Source organism: Reyranella sp. (genome assembly GCF_044224635.1).
Lineage (GTDB): Bacteria > Pseudomonadota > Alphaproteobacteria > Reyranellales > Reyranellaceae > Reyranella.
On sequence record NZ_JBGAKA010000033.1, the window covers coordinates 67153 to 88872 of the forward strand.

A 21720-nucleotide genomic window follows, 5' to 3' on the forward strand; every position below is an offset into this window, starting at 1 on the left:
GCCTCGCGCGCCGAGCAGCGGGACTCCGGCGAGGCCGAGAAGGGCGGAGCGACGTGTTGTCATGACCCTGCGAGCAGTATGCGGAAAGTACGTCCAGAGGATCGAGGCTCGGCCCGAGAGTCGGGTTGAATTCCGGGCTGGGCCTCGACGACCCTGCCATTCAGGGTCACGCGCGGCGCCTCGGCAAGTCCCGCGACTGTGATCGTTTTCGCGAGCGCGGCCGGGTCCTGTCCCGCCTTCGAGGCATAAGTGATGTCGCACGCCTTTTCCTGCGGCCGATATTCGAGCCGCAGCAGGCCGACCTTGCCGTCCGCCGTGAAGCGCGCGCCGTCTCGTGTCGACAGGGCGAAGGATTGCGGGTCGGGCAGGGGATTGTAGGCGATCACCGCGCCGCTCAGCGGGTCGGCCAGCAGATAGGATTTGCCGCCGGCATCGCCCGTCAGCACGGCGCCGTTCTTCTCCAGCCGTCCGGTCGTTCCCTGCTGGGACCAGGTGGTGTCGCGCTCCAGGCCGGCCGGCAGGTAGGGCCACGCGCCGTTGAGGCGGCGATGGGAAATGGCCTTCTCCTGCAGGCCCGGCCTGATCGGGAAATGATCGTCCTCCGGCTCGGGGAAGTCGGTTGTGAAACCCGCTTCCATCAGGTCGCCGCCGCTCGTGTAGGCGACCTCGAGCAGGCGCTTGCTGTCGTCCCATTGCGTCTCGAGCGTCGCCGCGCTCATGTGCTGCACGAATGCCTCGAAGCTCCCGTGCTGGTCCGCGTCGCCCATCTCGAGCACGAAGCCGCCCCAGGTGCGTCGCGTGACGGCGTCGAGGTCGAGGCTGCGCACGGCGACCGGCTGGGCGCGCCGCAGGTTGAACAGCGAGACCGTCAGCGCCGGCGCCACCCTGGCGTCGTTCGGCTCGGCCTTGCCGGGGACACCGGGGGCAATCTCGATCTCGGCGTCGCGGCCGAGATCGCTTCCCGGCAGCGGCAGCACGGCGAGCCAGCTGACGCCGTCGCGCACGAAGATCCGTTGATTGGCCGGCAGGCGCTGCGGGAACGAGTCGAGCCGTTGCGTGCCGGCGTAGAGTTCCCACGAGCGGCGCTCGGCGAAGTTCCACAGCCCGATGACGGTGGCGAGCCGGGAGACCGACTCGCCGGCCAGTCCCTTGAGGAAGCGCGGCCGCCAGCTATGCGGCTTGGCGAACACGATGGCGCGGTTGCGGCTCTGGTAGACCAGGGTCAGCCCGGCCGTCGCGGCGGTGCCGCCCTGCGTCGCCGTGAGGTCGGGCCCGTCGGCAAGGTAGCGCACCGTCAAGGTGCCGAGATCCTCCATCCGTGTCGCCGTCCTGGCCTCGCGCACCCATTGGCCGAGGAGCGGCGCGGCGCCGACGCGGATGTCGGTGCTGGCGAGCCCGTGCCAGCGGCCGAGCCAGGCGCGCCGCCACAGCGGCGGATTGAAGGTCTTGCGCACCGTCTCGGCCGCGGTCTCCTCGAACGGCACCGGCTTGTCGTCGACCAGCGCGGTGGTCCAGTCGGGCAGCCAGCGCGAGGGCAGGCTTTGCAGGGCCACGCGCCCGGCCGGGAAATCGTAACCCCAGACCGGCATGCCGGCCGCCGTCGCGCTCGACGGCTGGTCGAGATAGTTGACCACGCCCGCCTTCGACAGCGTATGCAGGGCGCCGTAGAATCCGTCCTGCTCGACCAGCACGCCGGCCAGGCGCGCGCGGCCCGACGAGGAGACGCAGCGCCGCAGCCGCGGATGGTACGTGCTGACCAGCAGCTCCATGGTGCGATCGACCAGGATGCGGCCCATCAGCCGGTCGATCGGCAGCGGCGCGTAGTCGGCGATCATCTTCTGGCCGCTGAGCGAGATCGACAGGTAGTAGTGGTCGAGCATCTCCTGCGTGCTGCCGTCGACGAATCCCCAGTAGCGCAGAGGGAATGCCTCGAGTCCGTGCCGACCGTCGGCGATCGCCAGGTCCGCCCCGATCATGTGGCCGCCGAGCAGCGCGCCCATCGCCGCGGTGTGATTGAAGTTCTGGGTGCTGACGTAAAAATTGAAGCCGTCGCGGAAGAACGACGCACGGCCGCGCCAGTCGTGGCGGCGCGCGTAATCCTCCATGGCCTCCTTGCCCGACGGATGGAAGAAATCCCTGGTCGGCAGGTCGGGCTGCAGCCAGGCGCGCCAGTAGTCCTTGAGGTGATCCTGGACCGGCGCGGGCAGCAGCTCGCGGAACATGAACCAGCCCAGAAGGTCGTCGGCGACGCTCCAGCCCTGCCAGAAGCGCGGCGGCGTCGCCAGCGCTTCCTTGATTTGCGCCGCATAGGTCTTGGCATCGAGCCACGGGCTCGCCCGATCGCCGCCGACACGCAGCAGCTCCTGGATGCGTGCGGCCTGCCAATCGCTGCGCCCCTGCAGTCCCATCGACAGGATTTTTCTCGCCCGCGACTCGACCTCTTGTGCCGTCGGCAGCGTCGCGGTGGGGCGCGAGCCGTCGGCCATCGCCATCAGCCACTTGGGATCGAGCCGGGCCGGCAGCTGGATGGCGACGATGCCGCGTCCGCTGAGCGGCCGGCAGGTCAGGATCAGGCGCGGATTGGCGAACGTGAGCCCGTGCCCGCCGGTCGGCATCGCCCATTCATAGGCGTTGCCGGGCTGACGATAGCGCGAATCGTAGGTCTCGAGCTTGCGCAGCAGGAAGCCGTTCCGTTCCAGCGCCAGCAGGCGCACCCCGGCCTCTTTCGCCAGCACGTCGGTCGCCAGCAGGCGCGTGATGTCGACCCGCGCCTCGCGCGCCCGGTGCGACAGCTCGACGGGTTGCATGAGGTCGGCATGGCGATCCTGCACCGGGTCGGCGGCGCCGAAGCGCGTCCAGTAGCAGCGGCCGGCGACGCTGGCATTGAAGGTCGGTCCATGCGTTGCATCGGCGACCCAGGGACGGCGCAGCGGCCACGCCTGGACGTGCCAGGTCGGCGGGTCGTCGGTCCACAGCTTGCGGCCGAGATCGGGCCGGCAGAGGTAGCCCTGCGGCACGATTTCGTAACCTTCGTATGCTAGCGAGAGCTCCGCCTTGGTGAGGACGCGGCCTTCGCGCAGCACAAGGGCGATCTGGTCGGCCGCGCCGGGAAAGCGCAGCAGGACGGAGCGATGCACCGCGTCGATCGTGCGGCCGCCGACGATCGGCGTGTCCCATGTTCGGCCATCAAGCGGCCGGCCATCGATCGTCGCCGTCTCTGCAGCGGCGATCGCGACCTGCTCGTCGTCACGCGCACGCGCAGCGCCGCCCGGCACGCCGAGGCTCGCAGCGAGTGCAGCGCGCAGCAGGTGTGATCGCGTGAGCAGCTTTGATGAGGTGAGCAGGGATCGGGTCATCGCATGTCATTCTCTCGTCAGCATTCTCTCGTCAGCCTGGGGCGAAAAAAAGTGCGGCAGAAAGTTCTCCGCCATATTGATGCCGTACGCGCGGTATCTGCTCCCGTGCGAGTGAGAAACGACAACGCTGACTGTTGTCGCTGACGCGGATCGACACTACCTCCCGTGTAGCCCAAGGAGGAGCTGACATGCTCGAACCATTCGTCGTCGAAGTGTGGGGCAGGCCCGCCGGCATCGTCATCAAGGAAGGCGACTCCTTCCGCTTCCATGCGGTCGCTCATCCATTCTTCGAGATCGATGGCACGGAATACAACACGCCCGGCCACGCCCGCCTGGCCGCCGCCCGACTGGGCAACGACGATCATGGGGCGACCCCCGGTGCCTCCTTCGGCAAGGCGCGCCACTGAGCCAGCAGCCTGCCCTTGGGATCCTCGAACTGGTCGGCCAGCACCGTTGACTCGGCGATGCGCTCGATGCGGAAATTGCGCAGGTCCCGGCGCAATTCACACCACGCGCCGACCAGCGTGACATCGACATAATAGGCCATGGCGAGCGGCCAGATGGTGCGCCGCGTGCGGCGCGCCTGCTCGTCGCGATAAGTGATGCGCATCTTGCGCCGGTCGCGGATCGCCGCGCGCAGCGCGGCTGCATCGACCCCCCTCGGCGTGGCGGTGTCGCCGCGCGAGACGTAGAACGGCGCATCGACATGGCCGCGCAGGCTTTGCGGCAGGATCGTCGTCACCTTCTCGAGCACGCGAGCGGAGGCGTGCGTCAGGGCGCGGTCGCGCAGCCGCTTGACCAGCCGGGCGCCGACCGCGATCGCCTCGATCTCGTCGATGGTGAACATCAGCGGCGGCAGGTCGAAGCCCTTGCGCAGCACGTAGCCCACGCCCGCCGCCCCCTCGATCGGCACGCGCCGCGCCTGCAGGGTCGCCACGTCGCGATAGACCGTGCGCACCGTGACCTCGAGCTCCTCGGCAATCGCCGCCGCCGTCATCGGCTTGCGCGCCGCCCGCAGGATCTGGATGACATCGAACAACCGATCGGCGCGCCGCATGGCGTGGGCTCCCTTCATTTTCCTCCCGCGCTACGCAGGGCATTCGCGTTTGCCGTTTTTCCCCCGTCATCCCGAGCGAGGCTGCCCGATTAGGCGCTGTTTACAGCGCCATTGGCGGCGCAGTGGAGGGACCTTTCTTCTCTACGCTGCAACAAGAACAAGAAAGGTCCCTCCACCACGCCGCGCTGCGTGCGGCTCCGGTCGGGATGACGGAATTTTTTCCATATGCGAATGCCCTGCCCGGATTATCGGGGAAGCGCGCAACGGCTCCTGACATAACCCTGTCAGGAGGGAAAAACTAGAGTCACCACCGACAGACGAGTCAACTCCAATCTCATCCTGAGGAGCGCCCACAGGGCGCGTCTCGAATCGGGCGAATTAATCTTCGCCCTTTGATGGGCAACAGACACCTCGCTTGTTGCCCACCCTTCGAGACGGGCGCTTCGCTCCCTCCTCAGGGTGAGGTGGACTGTGAACCGCCGCCGAATCGGAAATCGCCATGACGACCCTCGCCCTGACCCACACCGACGACCGCTCCTGGCACGGCATCATCCTCGTCATCCTGTCGGCCTTCGCCTTCAGCACGGCGGGCTTCTTCACGCGCCTGATCGAGGTCGACGTCTGGATCATGCTGTTCTGGCGCGGCCTGTTCGGCGCCGCGTTCATCGCCGGCTGGGTGATCTGGCAGCACGGCGCCGGGTCGCTCGCCGCCCTGCGGCGCGTCGGCTGGCTCGGGCTGGTCGCGGCCGGCTGCTCGACCGCGGCCACCATCTGCTTCATCCACGCCCTGCGTGAGACCACGGTGGCCGACGTCCTGGTGATCAACGCCACCGCGCCGTTCATCACCGCCGGGCTCGCCTGGGCATGGACCGGCGTGCGCGAACGCTGGTCGACCTTGATCGCGAGCGGCGGGGCGCTGATCGGCGTCGCCGTCACGGTCATCCCGGCGATCGGCGCCGGCCGCCTGTGGGGCAATTTCCTGGCGCTGCTCATGACCGTGCTGATCTCGGCCATGATGGTGCTGATCCGCCGCCAGCGCGCCGTCGACATGCTGCCCGCCTCCGCCCTGTCGGCGCTCCTCTGCGCCGTCGTGGTGTTGCCGTGGGCCGATCCCGCCGCCGCCGTCACCGCGACCGGCTGGACCTTCGTCAATCTCGCCCTGTTCGGCATCTGCCAGTTCGGGCTTGGCCTGCTGCTCCTGACGGTCGGCACGCGGCTGATCTCGGCGACGCGCTCGGCCCTGATCGGCGCCCTCGAGACGCCGCTGGCGCCGGTGCTGGTCTGGCTCGCCTTCGGCGAGGTGCCCGCGCTCGCCACCTGCCTCGGCGGCGCCATCGTGCTCGCCGCCGTCTTCGGCGATGTCCTCATCACCAGAGAGCAAGGAGCAAGCAAGTCATGGGCGCCGAGCAAAGGATCGAGGAGCAGCCCAAGGTGATCGACGGCTTCTCCGCCTCGTGGTCGAGGTGTTTGGCGAGACGGGCCGCGGTGCGCGTGCCGCCGTCCGCAGGGCGGCGATGACCTACGGGATGGCGGTCGAGATCCACATGATCGCGGAAGTGGCCTGACCGCACAGCGACAGGCGCAGCCTGTTTCTTCTGCCGCGGCGGTGCGGACGGCGTCTAAGATGCCTGCCGCACTCGCCCCACGGAGGAACCACGGTGATCAAGCGCAAGCAGCGCATTCCCATGCGCGATCTTTCGACCATGCCGGCCGAGGAGCGCCAGAACGTCGAGAAGAATGCGATGAACGGCCAGATCTTCAACATCTTCAAGGTGATGGCCCACCATCCGCAGCTGGTGAAGCGCTGGACGCCGTTCGCCGGCCATGTGCTGGGCAAGCAGACACTGTCGTTCCGCGACCGCGAGCTCCTGATCCTGCGCATCGGCTGGCTGAACCAGGCCGAGTACGAGTTCGCCCAGCACGAGCTGATCGCCAAGCGCGGCGGCGTCGGTGGCGGCGACGCGGCGCGCGCGCTCAGCGACGCCGACATCGCGCGCATCAAGGAGGGTCCCAAGGCCATCGGCTGGAGCGGGCACGAGCGCGCGCTGATCCAGGCGGCCGACGATCTCTACGAGAGCTCGGTGATCTCCGATGCGACCTGGGCGACCCTGGCGAAGACCTGCTCGACCGAGCAGCTGATGGATGTCGTGTTCACGATCGGCCAGTACAACATGGTGTCGTGGGCGCTCAACAGCTTCGGCGTGCCGCTCGACGACTTTCTGCCCGGAGCCAAGCTTTAGGGCGGGCCCTGCAGGTCAACGAGTTGCTCCTGGCGCACCGGCGACTAGTTGATCCAGCTCCCGGGGCCTCTTGGGGAACTGGCGTTGGCGCGAGCTTGAAATTTGCTTGGAGTTGATCGGCTTCTCGAGATGGGGCGGTGACTGCCACTGTGAAGGAGATTACTCGACTACATCGTCCGCACTGGCGAGCAGCGACTGCGGCACCGCGAGGCCCAACGCCTTTGCCGCCTTCGCATTCACGATAAGCTTGAAATTGGTCGGCTGCTCCACAGGAATGTCAGCGGGCCTTGTCCCGCGGAGAATCTTGTCGACCTGGAGAGCCGCAGTACGTCGAAGAAAACCTTGGTCTTCGCCATACGTGATCACACACCCTTCCTTCGCCCATCCAAACCATTGGACACAGGCGGTGACCAGCTTGTGGCGGCGAACCGCCTCCATGATCGAGGATCTCCAAGATATCAAATGGCTATCCGTGTAGATGACTATGCCTGTTCCACCCCTGTTCGCGAAGTCGGCAAGCATCGGCTCTATATCCTTCTCCTCGCTCACCCGCAGGGTCACAAAGTCGACGCCCAGCGCCTTCGCGATTTCCGTGTATTCAGCAGTCTTCCTGTCTCGGTAGGCCTTTATGTCATCAGCCCCGTTAATACCTTCATAATTTCGGGCGTTGGATAGAATCCCTATAAGATGGGTTCCTGGGGCAACGTCGCGAATCCACTGCCATACTTTCGGTGTTTCGACATTTACAGCGACACCCGTTGCGTTGCCGCCGGGCTTGGCGAGGCTTGCCACGATTCTTTTGCCTACTGGATCGCCAACTCCGGGAAAGACAATCGGTATGCTCTGGGTTGCCTGCACTGCTGCAACTGCTGCGGGTGTTCCCGGTGCCACGATTACATCGACCTTGGCGGCGACGAGCGCCGCCGCCTCGGCTGGGAGTCGTCCGATATCACCCCGAGCGTCACGAGTGTCCACGACGAGGTTCTTACCAAGGATATACCCCTTCTCTTTCAGGGTCTCGCGAAACGGCACCCAAGGTCCGGCCCACTTTTCCATCGGGATGGACGGAGCATTCGGCTCGCCAACCCACAGCCAGCCAATCTTGTAGACACGCTCGTTCTGTTGCGTCCAGGCGGTCGGCGCGACCGCTATGGTGGCCAGTGCCAAAAGGATCAGGGTCTTCGCTTGCATGATGGCCATCATCACACACTAATCGTTCGGCTACTGGTAGCGCACGTTCAGACTTGGGGCAAAGCAACTCCCCTCGAGCTGATGGTGCCCCGAGGCCCGCCTTGGAGGACAGGGGGAAGTCATTCGTCACGCGCGAGTTCGTCCGCTATGAGTAGCCGGATGAATAGTCCCAGGCGTCGAGCGTTTCTCGGCGGCGCTGCTGCGCTTGCCGCTCTGCCATTCTCAGCACGGGCCCAGGCGGGCCAGACCCGCATCCTGGTCGGCTCCTCGCCCGGCGGCGGCCAGGACATGGTCGCCCGCATGATCGCGGAGAAGCTGAACGGCGGTCCGATCGGCGCTGTCCTGGTCGAGAACAAGCCCGGCGCCAGCGGCATGATCGCGGCCGACCTGCTGGCCAAGGCGCCGGCGGATGGAACGACCCTGATGTCGGCCACGCAGACCGCCTATACGGTCGCCCCGCAGCTCTACAAGAACATCGACTTCGACGCGCAACGCGACGTGACGGGCGTGGCCATGCTGGGCTTCAACCCGTTCGTCCTCGTCGTCCATCCCTCGTTCGAGGCGAGGACGCTCCGGGAGCTGATCGACCTCGCCCGCGCCAGGCCGTCAACCCTCAACTACGGCTCGGGCGGTGTCGGCAGCGCGCCGCACATGGTCGTCGAGCTGCTGCAGCTCAATGCCGGCATCAAGCTCGTGCACGTGCCCTATCGCGGCGAGGCGCCCGCGGTGGCGGACGTGCTGGCGGGGCAGATCGCGCTCACGTTCAACAACGTCGCGGTCGTGGCCGGCCACGTGAAGTCGGGCGCCTTGCGCGCGCTTGCCGTGACCTCGCCGAAGCGGCTCGAGGTGCTGCCCGACGTGCCGACGATGGCCGAGGCGGGCGTGCCCGACATCGAGGTCGAGACCTGGTTCGCGCTCACCGCGCCCAAGGCCACGCCGCGCGACGTCGTGCGCCGGCTGAACGCCGAGGTGGTGAAGGCCCTGGCCATGCCCGACCTGGCGAAACGCTACGACGAGCTCGCCATCCGGCCGGCCGGAGGGTCGCCCGACATCGTCGATGCCATGATCAAGTCGGAAGTGGCTCGCTGGAGCGAGGTCATCCGAAGAGCCGACATCAAGTTGCCGACGCACTAGGCTCGGGCTAGACGACTCCCTCCTGGCGCAGGCGTTTTGCCTCCTCGGGCTCGACCCCGCACAGGGATTGAAGCAGTGCGTCGGTATGCTCGCCCAGCAGGGGCGGACGGCTGACCGCGACGGGTGAATCCGACAGTTTGATCGGGCAACCGACCGTCTGAAAGGTGCCGCGGGTCGGGTAATCGACGTCGACGATCATCTCGCGCGCCTTGAGATGCGGATCGGCCAGCACCTCGCCGGTGTCCTGGCAGGCGCCGCAGGGAACGCCCGCATCGCCCATCAGGCGCATGACCTCGTGCTTGCTGCGCTGGCGCGTCCACGCTTCCACAATGGCGTCGAGCTCCGTCCGATTGTCCCAGCGCGCTTCCAGCGTCTTGAAGCGGGCATCCTCGGTCAGCTCCGGCTGCCCCATCACCTTCGCCACCGCCGGCCACATCTGCGGCTGTGCGTAAAGGTAGACGTAGTCGTTCGGGCCGCCCGGCGCGCAGGCGTAGGTCGTGCCGGGCACGTTGCGCCCGAGCTGATTGCCGGTGCGCGGCATCGGATGGCCGAAGCGCTGGTGGTCGCGCAGGCTCACCCGCACCAGGTTGACGACCGCGTCCTGCATGGACACCTCGACATGCTGGCCGCGGCCGGTCGCATGGCGCTGCTGCAGCGCCGCCAGGATGCCGATCGCCATGTGCATGCCGGTGCCGGAATCGCCGATCGCCGGATAGACGTAGGTCGGCGGATTCTCGGGGAAGCCGGTCACGCTCATCGCCCCGCCCATGGCCTGGGCGACCGGCTCGAAGCTCTTGAAGCCGGCGTAGGGCCCGTAGGTACCGAAGCCCTTGATGGTGGCGTAGACAAGTCGCGGGTTGATCTTGCTCAGGGCTTCGTAGCCGAGGCCCAGGCGATCGAGCGCGCCCGGCCCGAAATTCTCCACCAGCACGTCCGACTGGGCGATCACCTTCCGGAACAGATCCTTGCCGGCGTCGGTCTTGAGATTGAGCGTCAGGCTGCGCTTGTTGGCGTTCAGGATCAGGAAGAACAGGCTGTCACTGTTCTTGTGGTCGCGCATGTTCACCCGCGCAATGTCGCCGCCCTTGGGCTCCTCGAGCTTGATCACGTCGGCACCGAGGAAGCCGAGAATCTGCGTGCAGGCGGGCCCCGCCTGGTTGTGCGTCATGTCGATGATGCGGACGCCTTTCAAGGCCTGGTCCATGGTCGCGCTCCTTCTCCCGTAGCCGGCCATGCTAGTCGGAAGACGGCCGACGATCACGCCCCTTGATGGCAATCCCGTAGCGCCGGCGACATTCGCTTCGCACGCGGCGGCGCGGATGACAGAGGTGTGTCGCCCCGACCGGATGCGGCTGCAACCGAGGCTTGAAGCTCCTCGCTGAAGCTGATACGGAGCGCGTTACAGGGAGACGTTTGGAACGGTGCTTCGATCGTCTTGCAGCCGAGAGGAAGGAAGCGATCATGTTCAACAGAAGATCTCTGATTGCCGTTGCTCTCGCGGGTTCGGCGATGGCGGGCAGCCGGTCTTTCGCGCAGCCGGATCAGGCGACCGTCGGCATACAGACAACGACGCGCTACTCGCTCGAGGGCAAAATCGCGGCCGTTGATACCGCCGCGCGTACCGTCACCATCGCTTCTGCCGACGGCACCCAGCGCAGGCTGAATGTGAGCCCGACGGCGGCCAGGTTCACCAGCACGAAGGTTGGCGACACCGTAGCGCTGGACGTCGAGGATACCCGCACCTTCGTGCTCTCGAGCCCCGGCGTGCAGACGCCGGCCGCCGGCAGTACGAGCGCGGGGGTCGCCGTGCAGGCCGGCCAGACCGTGGCCGGCGCCAGGGCTTCCCAGTCGGTGGCCAACTGGGTCGTCGTCGGCGTCGATCCCGCCGCCAACACCATCGCGCTGGTAAATCCCGGCGGCGGCGAGATACGGACCTATAGCGTGACGACGGATATCGGCCGTCAGCAGCTGCCGCGGGTGAAGCGCGGCGACAACCTGACGGAGATCAACAGCCGGGTGGCGGTGGCCGAGATCACGCTCAAATCGTAGGGGTGCTTGCACGGCAATACGCCGAGGCTTCCACCTGACGCAGCCGGGGAGGAGAGCGGGCGCCACTGCCGGCGGAGGCTACGCCGCCTGGAGCGGCGCGCGCTCGACGCTGATTGCGCTGCGCGCGATCAGCTTGCCTTTCCGCTCACGCCCGCCTCCGCGAATGTCGCCATGCCGTCGTGGCAGGCGGCGGCGGCCTTGAGGAGCGGCACGGCGAGTGCCGCACCCGAGGCTTCGCCCAGGCGCATGTCGAGGTCGAGCAGCGGGCGCTTGCCCAGCACCGTCAGCAGCCGGGTATGGCCGGGTTCGGCCGAGCGGTGCGCCACCAGGCAATGGTCCAAGGCGCGGCGGTCGACGGCGTGCAGCACGGCGGCGGCGGCGGTGCAGGCATAGCCGTCGAGCAGCACCGGGATGCGGCCCATGCGGGCGGCCAGCACGGCACCGGTGATGGCGGCCAGCTCCTCGCCGCCGACCGCGGCCAGCAAGGCCAGGGGATCGCGCGCGGCGATCGCCGCGGCGTGGCAGGCCAGCGCCTCGTCGATCACCGCGACCTTGTGCGCCAGCGCGGCACCGGCGACGCCGCTGCCCGGTCCCGCCCAGTCGGCGCCGCTGCCGCCGAACAGCGCCGCGGCGAGGGTCGCCGCCGCGGTGGTGTTGCCGATGCCCATCTCGCCCAGGCACAGCACGTCGATGCCGGGCTCGGCTGCCATCATGCCGTAGGCCATGGCATTGGCGGCGCGGGCTTCGTCCATCGCCGGCCCGCGGGAGAGATCATCCGTCGGGTGCGAAAGATCGAGCTCGTAGATGCGCAGGTCGGCGTCGATGCTCCTGGCGAGCTGGTTGATCGCCGCGCCGCCGGCGACGAAGTTCTTCACCATCTGCGCCGTGACCTCGGCCGGGTAGGCCGAGATGCCGCGTGCCGCCACGCCGTGGCTGCCGGCGAACACCGCGATGCGCGGCCGCTCGACCCGCGGACGGCTGCGGCCCTGCCATGTCGCCAGCCATTCGGCGATCTCCTCGAGGCGGCCGAGCGAGCCGGGCGGCTTGGTGAGCTCGGCCTGGCGGCGCACCACCCCGGTGGCGGCGTCGAGGTCGGGGCCCGGCAGGTCGCGCAGGATGCGGCGCATTTCGTCGAAGGAGGCGGCCATCAAATCGGCATCCGGGCGTTCATTGCGGGCGCGGACCATCCTATATTCGGATGACCATGACCAGTCCCGATCAGCCTCCCCCCGACGGGGCGCCTTACGAGCAGGCCGCGAGCCGGCCGGCCGGCTTCGACGACTGGCTGGAGGCCTTCAAGGAGCAGGTCTCGTTCTTCACCGGCGTCAGGCTCGCGGTCGGCCTGCCGCGCTGGCGGCTCGCCGACGTGCTGCCGGTGCTTCCCGTGGTCGGCGCCTGCATCGGCGTCGCGGTCGGCCTGCTGTTCGCCATCGTGCGCGGCCTCTCGGGCCCGGGCTGGCTGGCCGCCGTGCTGGCGGTCGGCGCGGCGGTGCTGATCACGCGGGCGCTGCACGAGGACGGCCTCGCCGACACCGCCGACGGGTTGGGGCCGCACGGGCTCGACACCGCGCGGCGGCTCGAGATCATGCGCGACAGCCGCAACGGCACGTTCGGCGTGCTGGCGCTGGCGCTCACCGTGCTGCTCAAGGTCGCCTGCCTCGCCAAGTTCGGCAGCTCGACCGGCCTGGTGGTGCTGGTCGCCGCCCATGCGGTGTCGCGCGCCGCCATCGCCATCCCGCTGCTCGCCTTCTCCCCGGTGCGCAGCGATGGGCTCGGCGTGCGCGCCGGCAAGCCCGCCGACAACGACGTCTGGCTGGCGGTCGGTATCGGCGTGGTGCTGGCCTTCCTGCTGCTGCTCGGCAAGGGCATCCTGGTCGCCCTGTTCGCGCCGCTGCTCGCCGTCGCCGCCGCCTGGGTCGCCGCGCTGTGGATCGCCGAGCGCATCGGCGGCTACACCGGCGACACGCTGGGCGCCGTGCAGCAGATCGCCGAGATCGTCTTCCTGGTCATCGCGGCGCTGCTGATCGCGAGATGACTCTTCTCCTCCTCCCCGGCTTCGCTGGGGAGGTGTCGCGTCATACGCGACGGAGGGGTCATGAGCCCCAGGCTCAACCCTCACCCATGACTCATGACCCCTCCGTCGCCGAAGACGGCGACACCTCCCCAAGCATGCGCTTGGGGAGGAGGAATGTGCTAGGGAAGAGCCGTACAACACGAGGAGATATTACGGCATGGCGACAGGCGCCAGGATCACGGGGCTGGTGACGCGATGGTGGTGGGTGCGGCATGCGCCGGTGCCCAATCCGGAAGCGCGCTGCTATGGCCAGAGCGACAAGGACTGCGACGTCAGCAACCGCGCGCTGTTCGAGCACCAGGCGAAGCTGCTGCCGCGCGGCGCCCTCTGGTGCTCCTCGCACCTGCTGCGCGCGCGCAAGACCGCCGAGCATCTCGCCGAGGCCGGCGCCGACATGGCCCGGCTCGCGATCGAGCCCGATCTCGCCGAGCAGCATTTCGGCGACTGGCAGGGCCTCACCTATGTCGAGATCGCCGAGAAGCACGGCAACAACCATCTGTTCTGGCTCGGCCCGCCCGAGCACCGGCCGCCCGGCGGCGAGAGCTTCGTCGACCTGCGTGATCGCACGGTGCGCAGCATCGATCGCCTGACCGCCGAGCATCGCGGCCGCGACATCGTGGCGACGGCGCATGGCGGCACCATCCGCGCCGCGCTGGCGCACGCCTTCGGTCTGCATCCCGAGGCGGCAGTGCGCTTCGAGATCGATAACGTCTCGCTCACCCTGATCGAGCATTTCGAGCAGGCCGACCCGCAGCACGCCTGGCGCGTCGCCTTCGTGAACTACATGCCGCGCGACCTGGTCGTGGCCAAGGCGGCGGCGCTTGCATGACGAGAGGGGCATGAGGACGAGAGAGGCATGAGCGACGCAAAGGGCACGAAGACGCGCGAGGAGCTCGCGGCCGACCAGGCGGCGTTCTGGAACGGGCCGGGCGGGCAGGGCTGGCTCGCTGCCTATGGGCGCATCGAGCGCAGCATCGCGCCGTTCTCCGAGATCGTGCTGGCCGCCGCGGCGGCTGCGCCCGGCGAGCGCGTCATCGATGTCGGCTGCGGCACCGGCGGCACCACCGCGGCGCTGGCGCGCGCGGTCGGGCCGGGCGGTTCCACCGGCGGGCACGTGCTGGGCGTCGACATCTCGCAGCCGCTGATCGAGGCGGCGCGCGCCCAGCAGCTCGCCAACGCGACCTTCGTGCTGGGCGACGCGGCGGTGCAGCCGTTCGACGCGCTGTCGGTCGATCTGGTGTTCTCGCGCTTCGGCGTCATGTTCTTCGCCGATCCCGTTGCGGCGTTCCGCAATCTCCGGAGCGCGCTCCGGCCGGGCGGCCGCCTGGTCTTCCTGTGCTGGCGCACGCCGCAGGAGAATCCCTGGGGCCTCGTGCCGTTGCGCGCCGCCCAGCCCTTCCTGCCGCCGGTCCCGCGCCCCGGCCCGGAGGAGCCCGGCCAGTACTCGTTCGGCGATCACACCCGCGTCGCGCGCATCCTGGGCGAGGCCGGTTTCGGCGCGCCGGCCTTCGAGCCGGTCGACCGGCCGGTCTGGATGGGCGCCAGCGTCGCCGAGGTGGTCGAGGGCAGCGACCGCTTCGGCCCGCTCGCCCGCGCCTTCGCCGAGGCCACGCCGGCGGCGCGCGAGCAGGCCAGGGCCGCCATCGCCGCGGCGCTCGCGCCGCAGGCCGGCGCGGACGGCGTGCGGCTGCCCGGCGCCTGCTGGCTGGTCCGCGCCGCAGCGCAGCCTCCGGCCTAGCCCATCGTCACCATCGTGCATCCCGCGCCGGCTCGGGAGGCGGTGCGGAACATGTCTTGCAACGCGCGGTCCCGACATCCGTCACAACGCCCATGGAGCACATCGCGACCTTTCCGCTGCCACCGGTGAGCCTCGTCCTGGGCGGCGCCCGCTCGGGCAAGAGCACCCATGCCGAGCGCCTCGCCACCGGCACCCTGCACGGCGCTGCGCCGCGCCCGGCGGTCTACGTCGCCACCGCCGAGGCCGGCGACACCGAGATGGCGGCCCGTATCCTCGCCCATCGCCTGCGCCGCGGCGGCCACTGGACGACGATCGAGGAGCCGCTCAGGCTCGACGAGGCGCTGCACCGGGCGCAGGCGCACGGCCAGCCCGTGCTGGTCGACTGCCTGACCCTGTGGCTCTCCAACCTGATGCTGGCCGGCGCCGACCTCGACGAGGAGACCGACACGCTGCTGCAGGTGATCGACGACTGCACGGCGCCGGTGATCTTCGTCAGCAACGAGGTTGGCCTCGGCATCGTCCCCGACACCACCCTCGGCCGCACCTTCCGCGACGCCCAGGGCCGCCTCAACATGCGCATCGCCGGCCGCGCCGACCGCGTCATCCTGATGGCCGCCGGCCTGCCGCTGGTGATGAAGGACAGGCCCTCTCGCTCTCTTCCCCCATAATCCCCTCGTTCTCCTCCCCAGCTTCGCTGGCTAGTTTCAGCACAGATGTTGCGCTGCACGAAGACTGGAGAGGTTCGGCGTGCGTGTCGAGGCGCACGATTTCCCTGTAATTTTGGAATCCAATACAACGGTTGAGAGCAAGAATAGACTCCTCGAATCGCCTGGCGAATCACTTCGAAGCCCCCTGTTGCAGCGACCAGTTTCAATGTGATCTCTGACGATCCTCTTCAACCCAAAGAGGATCACCATGATCGGCGAGATCGGTTATTTCGGCGACGCCCGGCTGGCCCGCAATGGCGCCCTGCTGCTCGAGCGCATGCACCAACGACAGACTGTCTGTATACGCAAGCTCACCGAGGACCGGGCCGAACAGGTCAGGGTCCTGCGCTTTCTGTCGAACAAGGAGGTCACGGTGGAGGAAATGGTCTCGCATCGCGCGCTCCTGGCCGGCGCCGCGGCGGTCGGCCGCCACGTCCTGGCAATCCAGGACACCAGCGAGATCAACTACCAGGCACAACGCCGGCGCAAGCACTCGCTCGGCACGGTCGGCAATGGCACCGACGTCGGGCTGTTCATCCATCCGGTGCTCGCCGTCGACGCCGACAACAGCGAATGCCTGGGCCTGGTCGACGCACAGATCTGGCGCCGCACCACCGGCAAGGCCGCCAACTACAAAGAACTGCCGATCGAGGCCAAGGAGTCCAATCGATGGCTCACGGGGGCCGACCGCGCCAAGGCCGTCCTGGCCAACGCCGCCCTGATCTCGGTCGTCGATGACCGTGAGGCCGACATCTACGAGAAATGGGATCGCCTGCCCGACCAACACACCCACCTGCTGACCCGCGCCTGTCGCAATCGTAGCCTGGGCGACGGCGGCAAATTGTTCGAAACCTTGGCCAGCTTCGACGAGGTCCACCGCTTCGAGCTCGATCTGACCGCCCGACCGGGCAAAAAGCGCATCGCCCGAAAGGCCACGATCGCCGTCCGCTTCGGACCGCTCACCATTCGACGCCCTAAATCGTGCTCCGATCGCCAAGCCTCGCCCGAGATCGACCTGTTCGCCATCGAAGCCCGCGAGATCGACCCGCCGCCCGGCCAGACACCCATCATCTGGCGCCTCTTGACCACCCATCGCCTCGACAGCCTCGAAAAGGCCGTCACCGTGATCGGCTGGTACCGCAGGCGGTGGGACATCGAGCAGCTCTTTCGAACCCTCAAGCAACAGGGCCTGCGCCTCGAACAGAGCGTCCTCGAGGACGGCAACGCTCTCGAAAAGCTCGCCGCCATCGCTCTCATCACCGCTGCCATCACCATGCAGCTCGTCGCCGCTCGCTCCGCCGCCCAACAAGCCGCCCCGGCAAGCCGCGTCTTCTCATCTCAGCAGCTCATCGTCATCGCCGCCTTGCTCAGCACCAGACAAGGGCGCACCGCAAAACAGCGAAATCCCTTTCCTCCCAACAGTCTCGCTGCCGCTGCCTGGATCATCGCTCGACTCGGCGGATGGACCGGATACCAAAGTGACAAATCAAATGGCCCCATCACTATGCGCGACGGACTCGAGCGCTTCTACGCTATCGCTGATGGTTACCATCTCGCAGCGCAACATCTGTGCTCAAGCTAGGCTTCGCTGGGGAGGTGTCGCCGTCATACGGCGACACCGTTTTCCGCGGGTTGCGCCCTCGATGATGGCCTCCCCAGCTTCGCTGGGGAGGTGTCGCCGTCATACGGCGACGGAGGGGTCATGAGTCACGTGAGGAGGCCTCTGACCCCTCCGTCGGCGATTACGCCGACACCTCCCCAGCGCAGCTGGGGAGGAGGAGAAGGTCTGTGACCGGCCGGTGACCCTCGGCGCGGGTCGCGACCGGGCCGCAAAACCGCCCCGAACCGTGCTATCATGAAGTCTGCAGTGGCCATCACGGCGCTCCCCGGCGCCGGTCACGAGCCCAACAAGGAGCACGCCATGAAGCTCGATCGCCGAACCGCCCTGGCGGGGGCTGCGGCCGCCTTTGCCCTCCCGCTCGCTGCCACCGTCCCGGCGCGCGCCGACGCCCGCCGCCAGTCGCTGGTCGATTCCTGCCTCGAATCGGCGCGCAAGGTCCTGACCGGCAAGGACTTCCCCGACGCCGCCCGCAACATGACCAATGCCCGCGGCGTGCTGATCATTCCCGAGCTGGTGCAGGGCGGCTTCATCGTCGGCGCCGCCGGCGGCCGCGGCGTGCTGATGGCGCGCACCAACCCTCGGGACTGGAGCCCGCCCGCCTTCTACAACATGGGCTCGGGCAGCCTCGGCCTGCAGATCGGCGCCAAGGTCTCCGAGATCGTCTTCATCGTGCGCACCGAGAAGGGTCTGACGGCGCTGATCGACCATAAGTTCAAGTTCGGCGCCGAGGCCGGCGTCACCATGGTGGCGGTCGGGATCGGCCTGGAAGGCGCCTCGACGGCGGCGGTCGGCGCCGACATCGTCGCCTTCTCGAACTCGGCCGGCCTGTTCGCCGGCGCCTCGATCGAAGGCTCCTACCTCGACGCCGACAGCGACTGGAACGCGCTGTATTACGGCCAGGGCGCGACCGCCAAGTCGATCGTGCTCGACCGCCGCTACACCAATCCCGGTGCCGAGCCGATCCGCCAGTTCATGGCGCAGTGGTAACGAAGATCGGCGGTTGGATCAGGTCCCGGGCTTCGTGCCGGTGGCCTTCACCACCTCGGCCCAGGTCGCCATGTCCTTCTCCATGAAGGCGGCGAACTCGGCCGGCGTCATCGGTGCCGCCAGGGTGGCGCGCTCGGCGAACTGGCGCAGCACGGCGGGATCGCGCATCAGCGCCACCAGGTCGGCGTTCACCTTGTTGACGACGGCATCGGGCGTGTTGGCTGGCGCCACGATCCCGGACCAGCCGGCAGAATCGTAGCCCGCCACTGTCTCGCCTATGGAAGGAACGTTGTCGAGCGGCGGCGGCACGCGCGTGGCGGTCGTGACGCCCAGCGCCTTGATGCGGCCATCGCGAATCGCGCCCAGCGCCGACGCCGTGCTGTCCATCATCAGCTTGACGTGGCCGCCCAGCAGGTCGGCCATCGCCGGCCCGGAACCCTTGTAGGGGATGTGCACGATGTCGAGCTTCGCCTGCAGCTTGAACAGCTCCATGCTGAGATGCTGCGCCGTGCCGGGGCCGGCCGAGGCATAGGAATGCTTGCCCGGCTCCTTGCGCGCGAGCTCGATCAGCTCCGCCACCGTGCTGGCGGGGAAGCCGGGATGGGCCACGATCACCAGCGGCCCGCGGATGATGTTGGTGATCGGCTTGAAGTCGACCAGCGGCCGGTACGGCAGGTCGGGGTAGAGGCTGGGATTGACGCCGAACGTGCCGCTGGTGGCGATCAGCAAGGTGTAGCCGTCGGGCGTCGCCGCCTTGCCGGCCTCGACGCCCGGGATGCCGCCGCCGCCGCCCTTGTTCTCCACCACGACCTGCTGCTTCCAGAGCTCGGTCAGCTTCTCCGCCATCAGCCGCGCGAAGATGTCGGCTGCCTGGCCGGGCGGAAACGGCACGATGATGCGCACCGGCTTGGTCGGCCATGGCGTCTGTGCGTGAGTGTGCGGGGCGATGCCCGGCGCGGCGATGAAGGGCGCGGCCAGGCCCAGCGCGATGGCTTGGCGGCGCGTCGTGCTCCGTGTCATGTCTTCCTCCCGGCATTCGTTGAGAGGGACGCTAGCACGGCGCGGCGACGGGCGGAGTCGCGCATGAGCTTTCAGCTACGGATGAACACGGATTGTCAGCTTTCAGCTATGGACGAACACGGATTGTCGTCGCTCCGACACGGATGCTGTCATCCCGCGACCTCCAGCCTGCCTCCGCGACGGGCTCGCCGGCACCGGATGGAAGGCAAGGGCTGAGCCCCTGTGCACGGTTCTGTCACAATTTCTCACCATATGAATCCGCTGTTGAACAGGGAATGCTGGGAAAGGCGAAAATGTTCGATCCGAAGAGTCTGCTCGATCAGTTTCTCGGCGGTCAGGGAGGCCCTCGGGGCAATCAGTCCGGTCGGGGCAACCAGGGCAATCAGGGCATCGGCGACTTCCTGCGCGGCGCCGGCGGCGGCGCGGTCGCCGGCAGCCTCGCGGCCCTTCTGCTCGGCTCGAAGGCGGGTCGCGAGATCGGCGGCGAGGCGCTGAAGCTCGGCGGCATGGCGGCGGTCGGCGCGCTCGCCTACAAGGCCTGGCGCGATTGGCAGGCCGGCAATCCCCCGCCGGCGCCGCAGGAGGCGGCGCGCCAGGCGGCGACGCGGATGCTGCCGGCGCCCAGCGGGACGCCGTTCAATCCCTCGACGGAGAGCGCCCGGCAGTCGCTCGCCCGCAGCCTGCTGCGCGCCATGATCGCGGCGACCAAGGCCGACGGCCATGTCGACGCCCAGGAGCAGGCGCGCATCTTCGCCGAGATGGACAGGATGGCGCTGTCGTCGGAGGACAAGGCTTTCGTCATGGACGAGCTGCGCGCCAATCTCGACGTCGATGCCGTGGCCCGCGGCGCGACGACGCCGGAGCAGGCGGCCGAGATCTATGCCGCCTCGCTGCTCGCCGTCACCGTCGATTCCGCCGCCGAGCGCGGCTACCTCGCCATGCTGGCCGCGCGGCTCGGGCTCGACGACGCGCTGGTCGCCCATCTGCACGGCACGGTCGCCGCGGCGACGGGGGAGAAGGTGCCGGTGGCGCCCTGAGGGCGGTCGCACCGCATGGCAGGCCGGCACGCCGGCCCTCGCAGACTGGCCTCATCCTCCCGCCCGGGATCCTGTGACGAGCCCGTGCAACCGACGCCGGCGACAGGCGTTGCTGTCGGGTCGCGCCTTGCGCGACTTTTTCCTCCCTGAACTCAGGCCCGTCGCGACGCGATGGGCCTTTTTTTGCCGGCGGCGCCCGTCGTGGACGTGCGGGGACGCCCGAAAGCCAAGCGGCGGGGAGCAGTTGGCCTGCGCCGCTCTTCGCGACGGGGACGACTGCCGCGATGGCCGGCTTGCGGAAGCCGGGGGGATCGTGTGCCAGAGCGCTGTGCTGCGCCCGCACGGCAGGCGCAGGCCGGGCCAAGATCGTAGGCGCGCAAACCTGGCCCGTATAGTCTGCGAGGCAGGGGGGAACATGAAGCTTCGGCAGATTGGGTGGCGGGCGCTGGCCCGTCTTGCGGGACGCGCCCTGGCGCTCGGCCTGTTTGCGTCGGGTGCGACGGCGCAGGGCTGGCCGGACCGGCCGGTGCATATCGTGGTGCCCCTGACCGCCGGCAGCGCCACCGATGTGATGGCCCGCACCGTGGGCCAGCGGCTTGCCGAGCAGCTCGGCCAGCCCTTCATCGTCGACAACAAGCCGGGGGCCGCCGGCACGATCGGCGTCGGCGCCGTCGCCCGCGCCAGGCCCGACGGCAACACCATCCTGGTCCAGTCGTCGTCCTACACGATCACGCCGATCACCTATCCCAACACGCCCTACGACACGCTGCGCGACCTCGTGGGCATCACGCCGCTCGCCGTGCTGCCGCAGGCGCTGGTCGTGTCGCCCGACAGCGGCCTCAAGTCGGTGAAGGACCTGATTGCGCGGGCCAAGGCGAGGCCCGGCACCTTGAACTACGGCTCGGCGGGCGTCGGCACGGCCAACCAGCTCAATGCCGAGCGTTTCCGGATCGGCGCCGGGATCGACGCCGTGCACGTGCCGTTCAAGGGCACGCCCGAGGTCCTGACCGAGCTGCTGGCCGGCCGCCTCGATTACTTCTTCTGCCCGGTCAACATCTGCCTGCCGCTGATTAACGACGGCCGCCTGGTGGCGCTCGCCATGGGCAGCAGCAGGCGCTCGGCGGTGCTGCCCGACCTGCCGACCACCGTCGAGCTGGGCGTGCCCGACTCCAACTACGATTTCTGGGTCGGCATGTTCGTCCCGGCGGCCACGCCGCGCGACATCGTCGACAGGCTCCATCGCGAGACGGTGAAGGCGCTGGCCAATCCCGCGGTGAAGCAGAGCCTGGCCAAGCTCGGCGCCGAGCAGAACGTGCTGGAGCCGCGCGCCTTCGATTCGGAGATCGGCAAGGAGATCGCGGCCAATGCCGCGCTGGTGAAGGCGGCCGGCATTCCGATCAGCTCGCCGTAGGCCGCGGAACTCGCATATCGCTGCGCTCTTCATTCTCCTCCCCAGCTCCGCTGGGGAGGTGTCTCGGTAATCCGAGACGGAGGGGTTATGAGCCCCAA

General features: G+C 68.4%; 19 protein-coding genes. 13 read left to right on the forward strand and 6 right to left on the reverse strand.

Translation table 11 applies throughout. The features are described from left to right. Positions 1–59: 59 nt before the first annotated feature. Positions 60–3356, reverse strand: coding sequence for a hypothetical protein (locus ACILR9_RS25130; protein WP_395712710.1), 3297 nt, complete (start codon positions 3354–3356; stop codon positions 60–62). Between the two features lie 188 nt (positions 3357–3544). Here ACILR9_RS25130 and ACILR9_RS25135 point away from each other — a divergent pair, with 188 nt between their 5' ends. After that, positions 3545–3763, forward strand: coding sequence for a hypothetical protein (locus ACILR9_RS25135; protein WP_395712711.1), 219 nt, complete (start codon positions 3545–3547; stop codon positions 3761–3763). Here ACILR9_RS25135 and ACILR9_RS25140 read toward each other — a convergent pair. Continuing rightward, a complete protein-coding gene (locus ACILR9_RS25140; protein WP_395712729.1) occupies positions 3718–4413 on the reverse strand; it encodes a helix-turn-helix transcriptional regulator in 696 nt (231 codons plus the stop codon). The two genes, ACILR9_RS25135 and ACILR9_RS25140, sit on opposite strands and share 46 nt — an antisense overlap. 499 nt (positions 4414–4912) lie before the next feature. On the opposite strand from ACILR9_RS25140, the gene ACILR9_RS25145 reads away from it, so the two are divergent. Beyond that, positions 4913–5848, forward strand: a complete 936-nt coding sequence (locus ACILR9_RS25145; RefSeq protein ID WP_395712712.1) for a DMT family transporter — start codon at positions 4913–4915, stop codon at positions 5846–5848. A gap of 223 nt (positions 5849–6071) precedes the next feature. Further along, entirely contained in the window at positions 6072–6653 is a 582-nt protein-coding gene (locus tag ACILR9_RS25150) for a carboxymuconolactone decarboxylase family protein (RefSeq protein WP_395712713.1), read from the forward strand. Between the two features lie 159 nt (positions 6654–6812). Here ACILR9_RS25150 and ACILR9_RS25155 read toward each other — a convergent pair whose 3' ends face one another. Further along, a complete protein-coding gene (locus ACILR9_RS25155) occupies positions 6813–7844 on the reverse strand; it encodes an ABC transporter substrate-binding protein (protein ID WP_395712714.1) in 1032 nt (343 codons plus the stop codon). A gap of 159 nt (positions 7845–8003) precedes the next feature. On the opposite strand from ACILR9_RS25155, the gene ACILR9_RS25160 reads away from it, so the two are divergent. After that, entirely contained in the window at positions 8004–8978 is a 975-nt protein-coding gene (locus ACILR9_RS25160; RefSeq protein WP_395712715.1) for a Bug family tripartite tricarboxylate transporter substrate binding protein, read from the forward strand. Between the two features lie 7 nt (positions 8979–8985). On the opposite strand, the gene ACILR9_RS25165 is transcribed toward ACILR9_RS25160, so the two are convergent. Beyond that, positions 8986–10182 carry a formyl-CoA transferase gene (locus ACILR9_RS25165; protein ID WP_395712716.1) on the reverse strand — a complete coding sequence of 399 codons (1197 nt, stop codon included), beginning with the start codon at positions 10180–10182 and terminating at the stop codon, positions 8986–8988. Between the two features lie 257 nt (positions 10183–10439). Between ACILR9_RS25165 and ACILR9_RS25170 the strand changes: the two genes are divergently transcribed. After that, on the forward strand, positions 10440–11027 hold the full coding sequence (locus ACILR9_RS25170) for a hypothetical protein (protein WP_395712717.1): 588 nt from the start codon (positions 10440–10442) through the stop codon (positions 11025–11027). Between the two features lie 128 nt (positions 11028–11155). On the opposite strand, the gene cobT is transcribed toward ACILR9_RS25170, so the two are convergent. Beyond that, the gene (cobT, locus tag ACILR9_RS25175; RefSeq protein ID WP_395712718.1) at positions 11156–12175 is read right to left on the reverse strand and encodes a nicotinate-nucleotide--dimethylbenzimidazole phosphoribosyltransferase; all 1020 of its coding nucleotides are present in this window, start codon (positions 12173–12175) and stop codon (positions 11156–11158) included. Positions 12176–12231: 56 nt separating this feature from the next. Between cobT and cobS the strand changes: the two genes are divergently transcribed. The 6 genes from cobS to ACILR9_RS25205 all read left to right on the forward strand — a co-directional run bounded on the left by cobS (position 12232) and on the right by ACILR9_RS25205 (position 18154). Next, on the forward strand, positions 12232–13062 hold the full coding sequence (gene cobS, locus ACILR9_RS25180) for an adenosylcobinamide-GDP ribazoletransferase (RefSeq protein WP_395712719.1): 831 nt from the start codon (positions 12232–12234) through the stop codon (positions 13060–13062). A 196-nt stretch (positions 13063–13258) separates the two neighbouring features. Then, complete coding sequence (locus ACILR9_RS25185; protein ID WP_395712720.1) at positions 13259–13930, forward strand: histidine phosphatase family protein; 672 nt, start codon at positions 13259–13261, stop codon at positions 13928–13930. A gap of 27 nt (positions 13931–13957) precedes the next feature. Continuing rightward, complete coding sequence (locus ACILR9_RS25190) at positions 13958–14839, forward strand: class I SAM-dependent methyltransferase (RefSeq protein WP_395712721.1); 882 nt, start codon at positions 13958–13960, stop codon at positions 14837–14839. Between the two features lie 92 nt (positions 14840–14931). Next, on the forward strand, positions 14932–15507 hold the full coding sequence (gene cobU / locus ACILR9_RS25195) for a bifunctional adenosylcobinamide kinase/adenosylcobinamide-phosphate guanylyltransferase (RefSeq protein WP_395712722.1): 576 nt from the start codon (positions 14932–14934) through the stop codon (positions 15505–15507). Between the two features lie 247 nt (positions 15508–15754). After that, entirely contained in the window at positions 15755–17128 is a 1374-nt protein-coding gene (locus ACILR9_RS25200; RefSeq protein WP_395712723.1) for an IS4 family transposase, read from the forward strand. A 273-nt stretch (positions 17129–17401) separates the two neighbouring features. After that, complete coding sequence (locus tag ACILR9_RS25205; protein WP_395712724.1) at positions 17402–18154, forward strand: lipid-binding SYLF domain-containing protein; 753 nt, start codon at positions 17402–17404, stop codon at positions 18152–18154. A gap of 18 nt (positions 18155–18172) precedes the next feature. Here the strand turns inward: ACILR9_RS25205 and ACILR9_RS25210 are convergent, their stop codons facing one another. Next, complete coding sequence (locus ACILR9_RS25210; RefSeq protein WP_395712725.1) at positions 18173–19174, reverse strand: Bug family tripartite tricarboxylate transporter substrate binding protein; 1002 nt, start codon at positions 19172–19174, stop codon at positions 18173–18175. A gap of 293 nt (positions 19175–19467) precedes the next feature. Between ACILR9_RS25210 and ACILR9_RS25215 the strand changes: the two genes are divergently transcribed. Both ACILR9_RS25215 and ACILR9_RS25220 read left to right on the forward strand, forming a co-directional pair. Beyond that, positions 19468–20211 carry a tellurite resistance TerB family protein gene (locus ACILR9_RS25215; RefSeq protein ID WP_395712726.1) on the forward strand — a complete coding sequence of 248 codons (744 nt, stop codon included), beginning with the start codon at positions 19468–19470 and terminating at the stop codon, positions 20209–20211. A 415-nt stretch (positions 20212–20626) separates the two neighbouring features. Then, the gene (locus ACILR9_RS25220; RefSeq protein WP_395712727.1) at positions 20627–21622 is read left to right on the forward strand and encodes a Bug family tripartite tricarboxylate transporter substrate binding protein; all 996 of its coding nucleotides are present in this window, start codon (positions 20627–20629) and stop codon (positions 21620–21622) included. Positions 21623–21720: the final 98 nt, after the last annotated feature.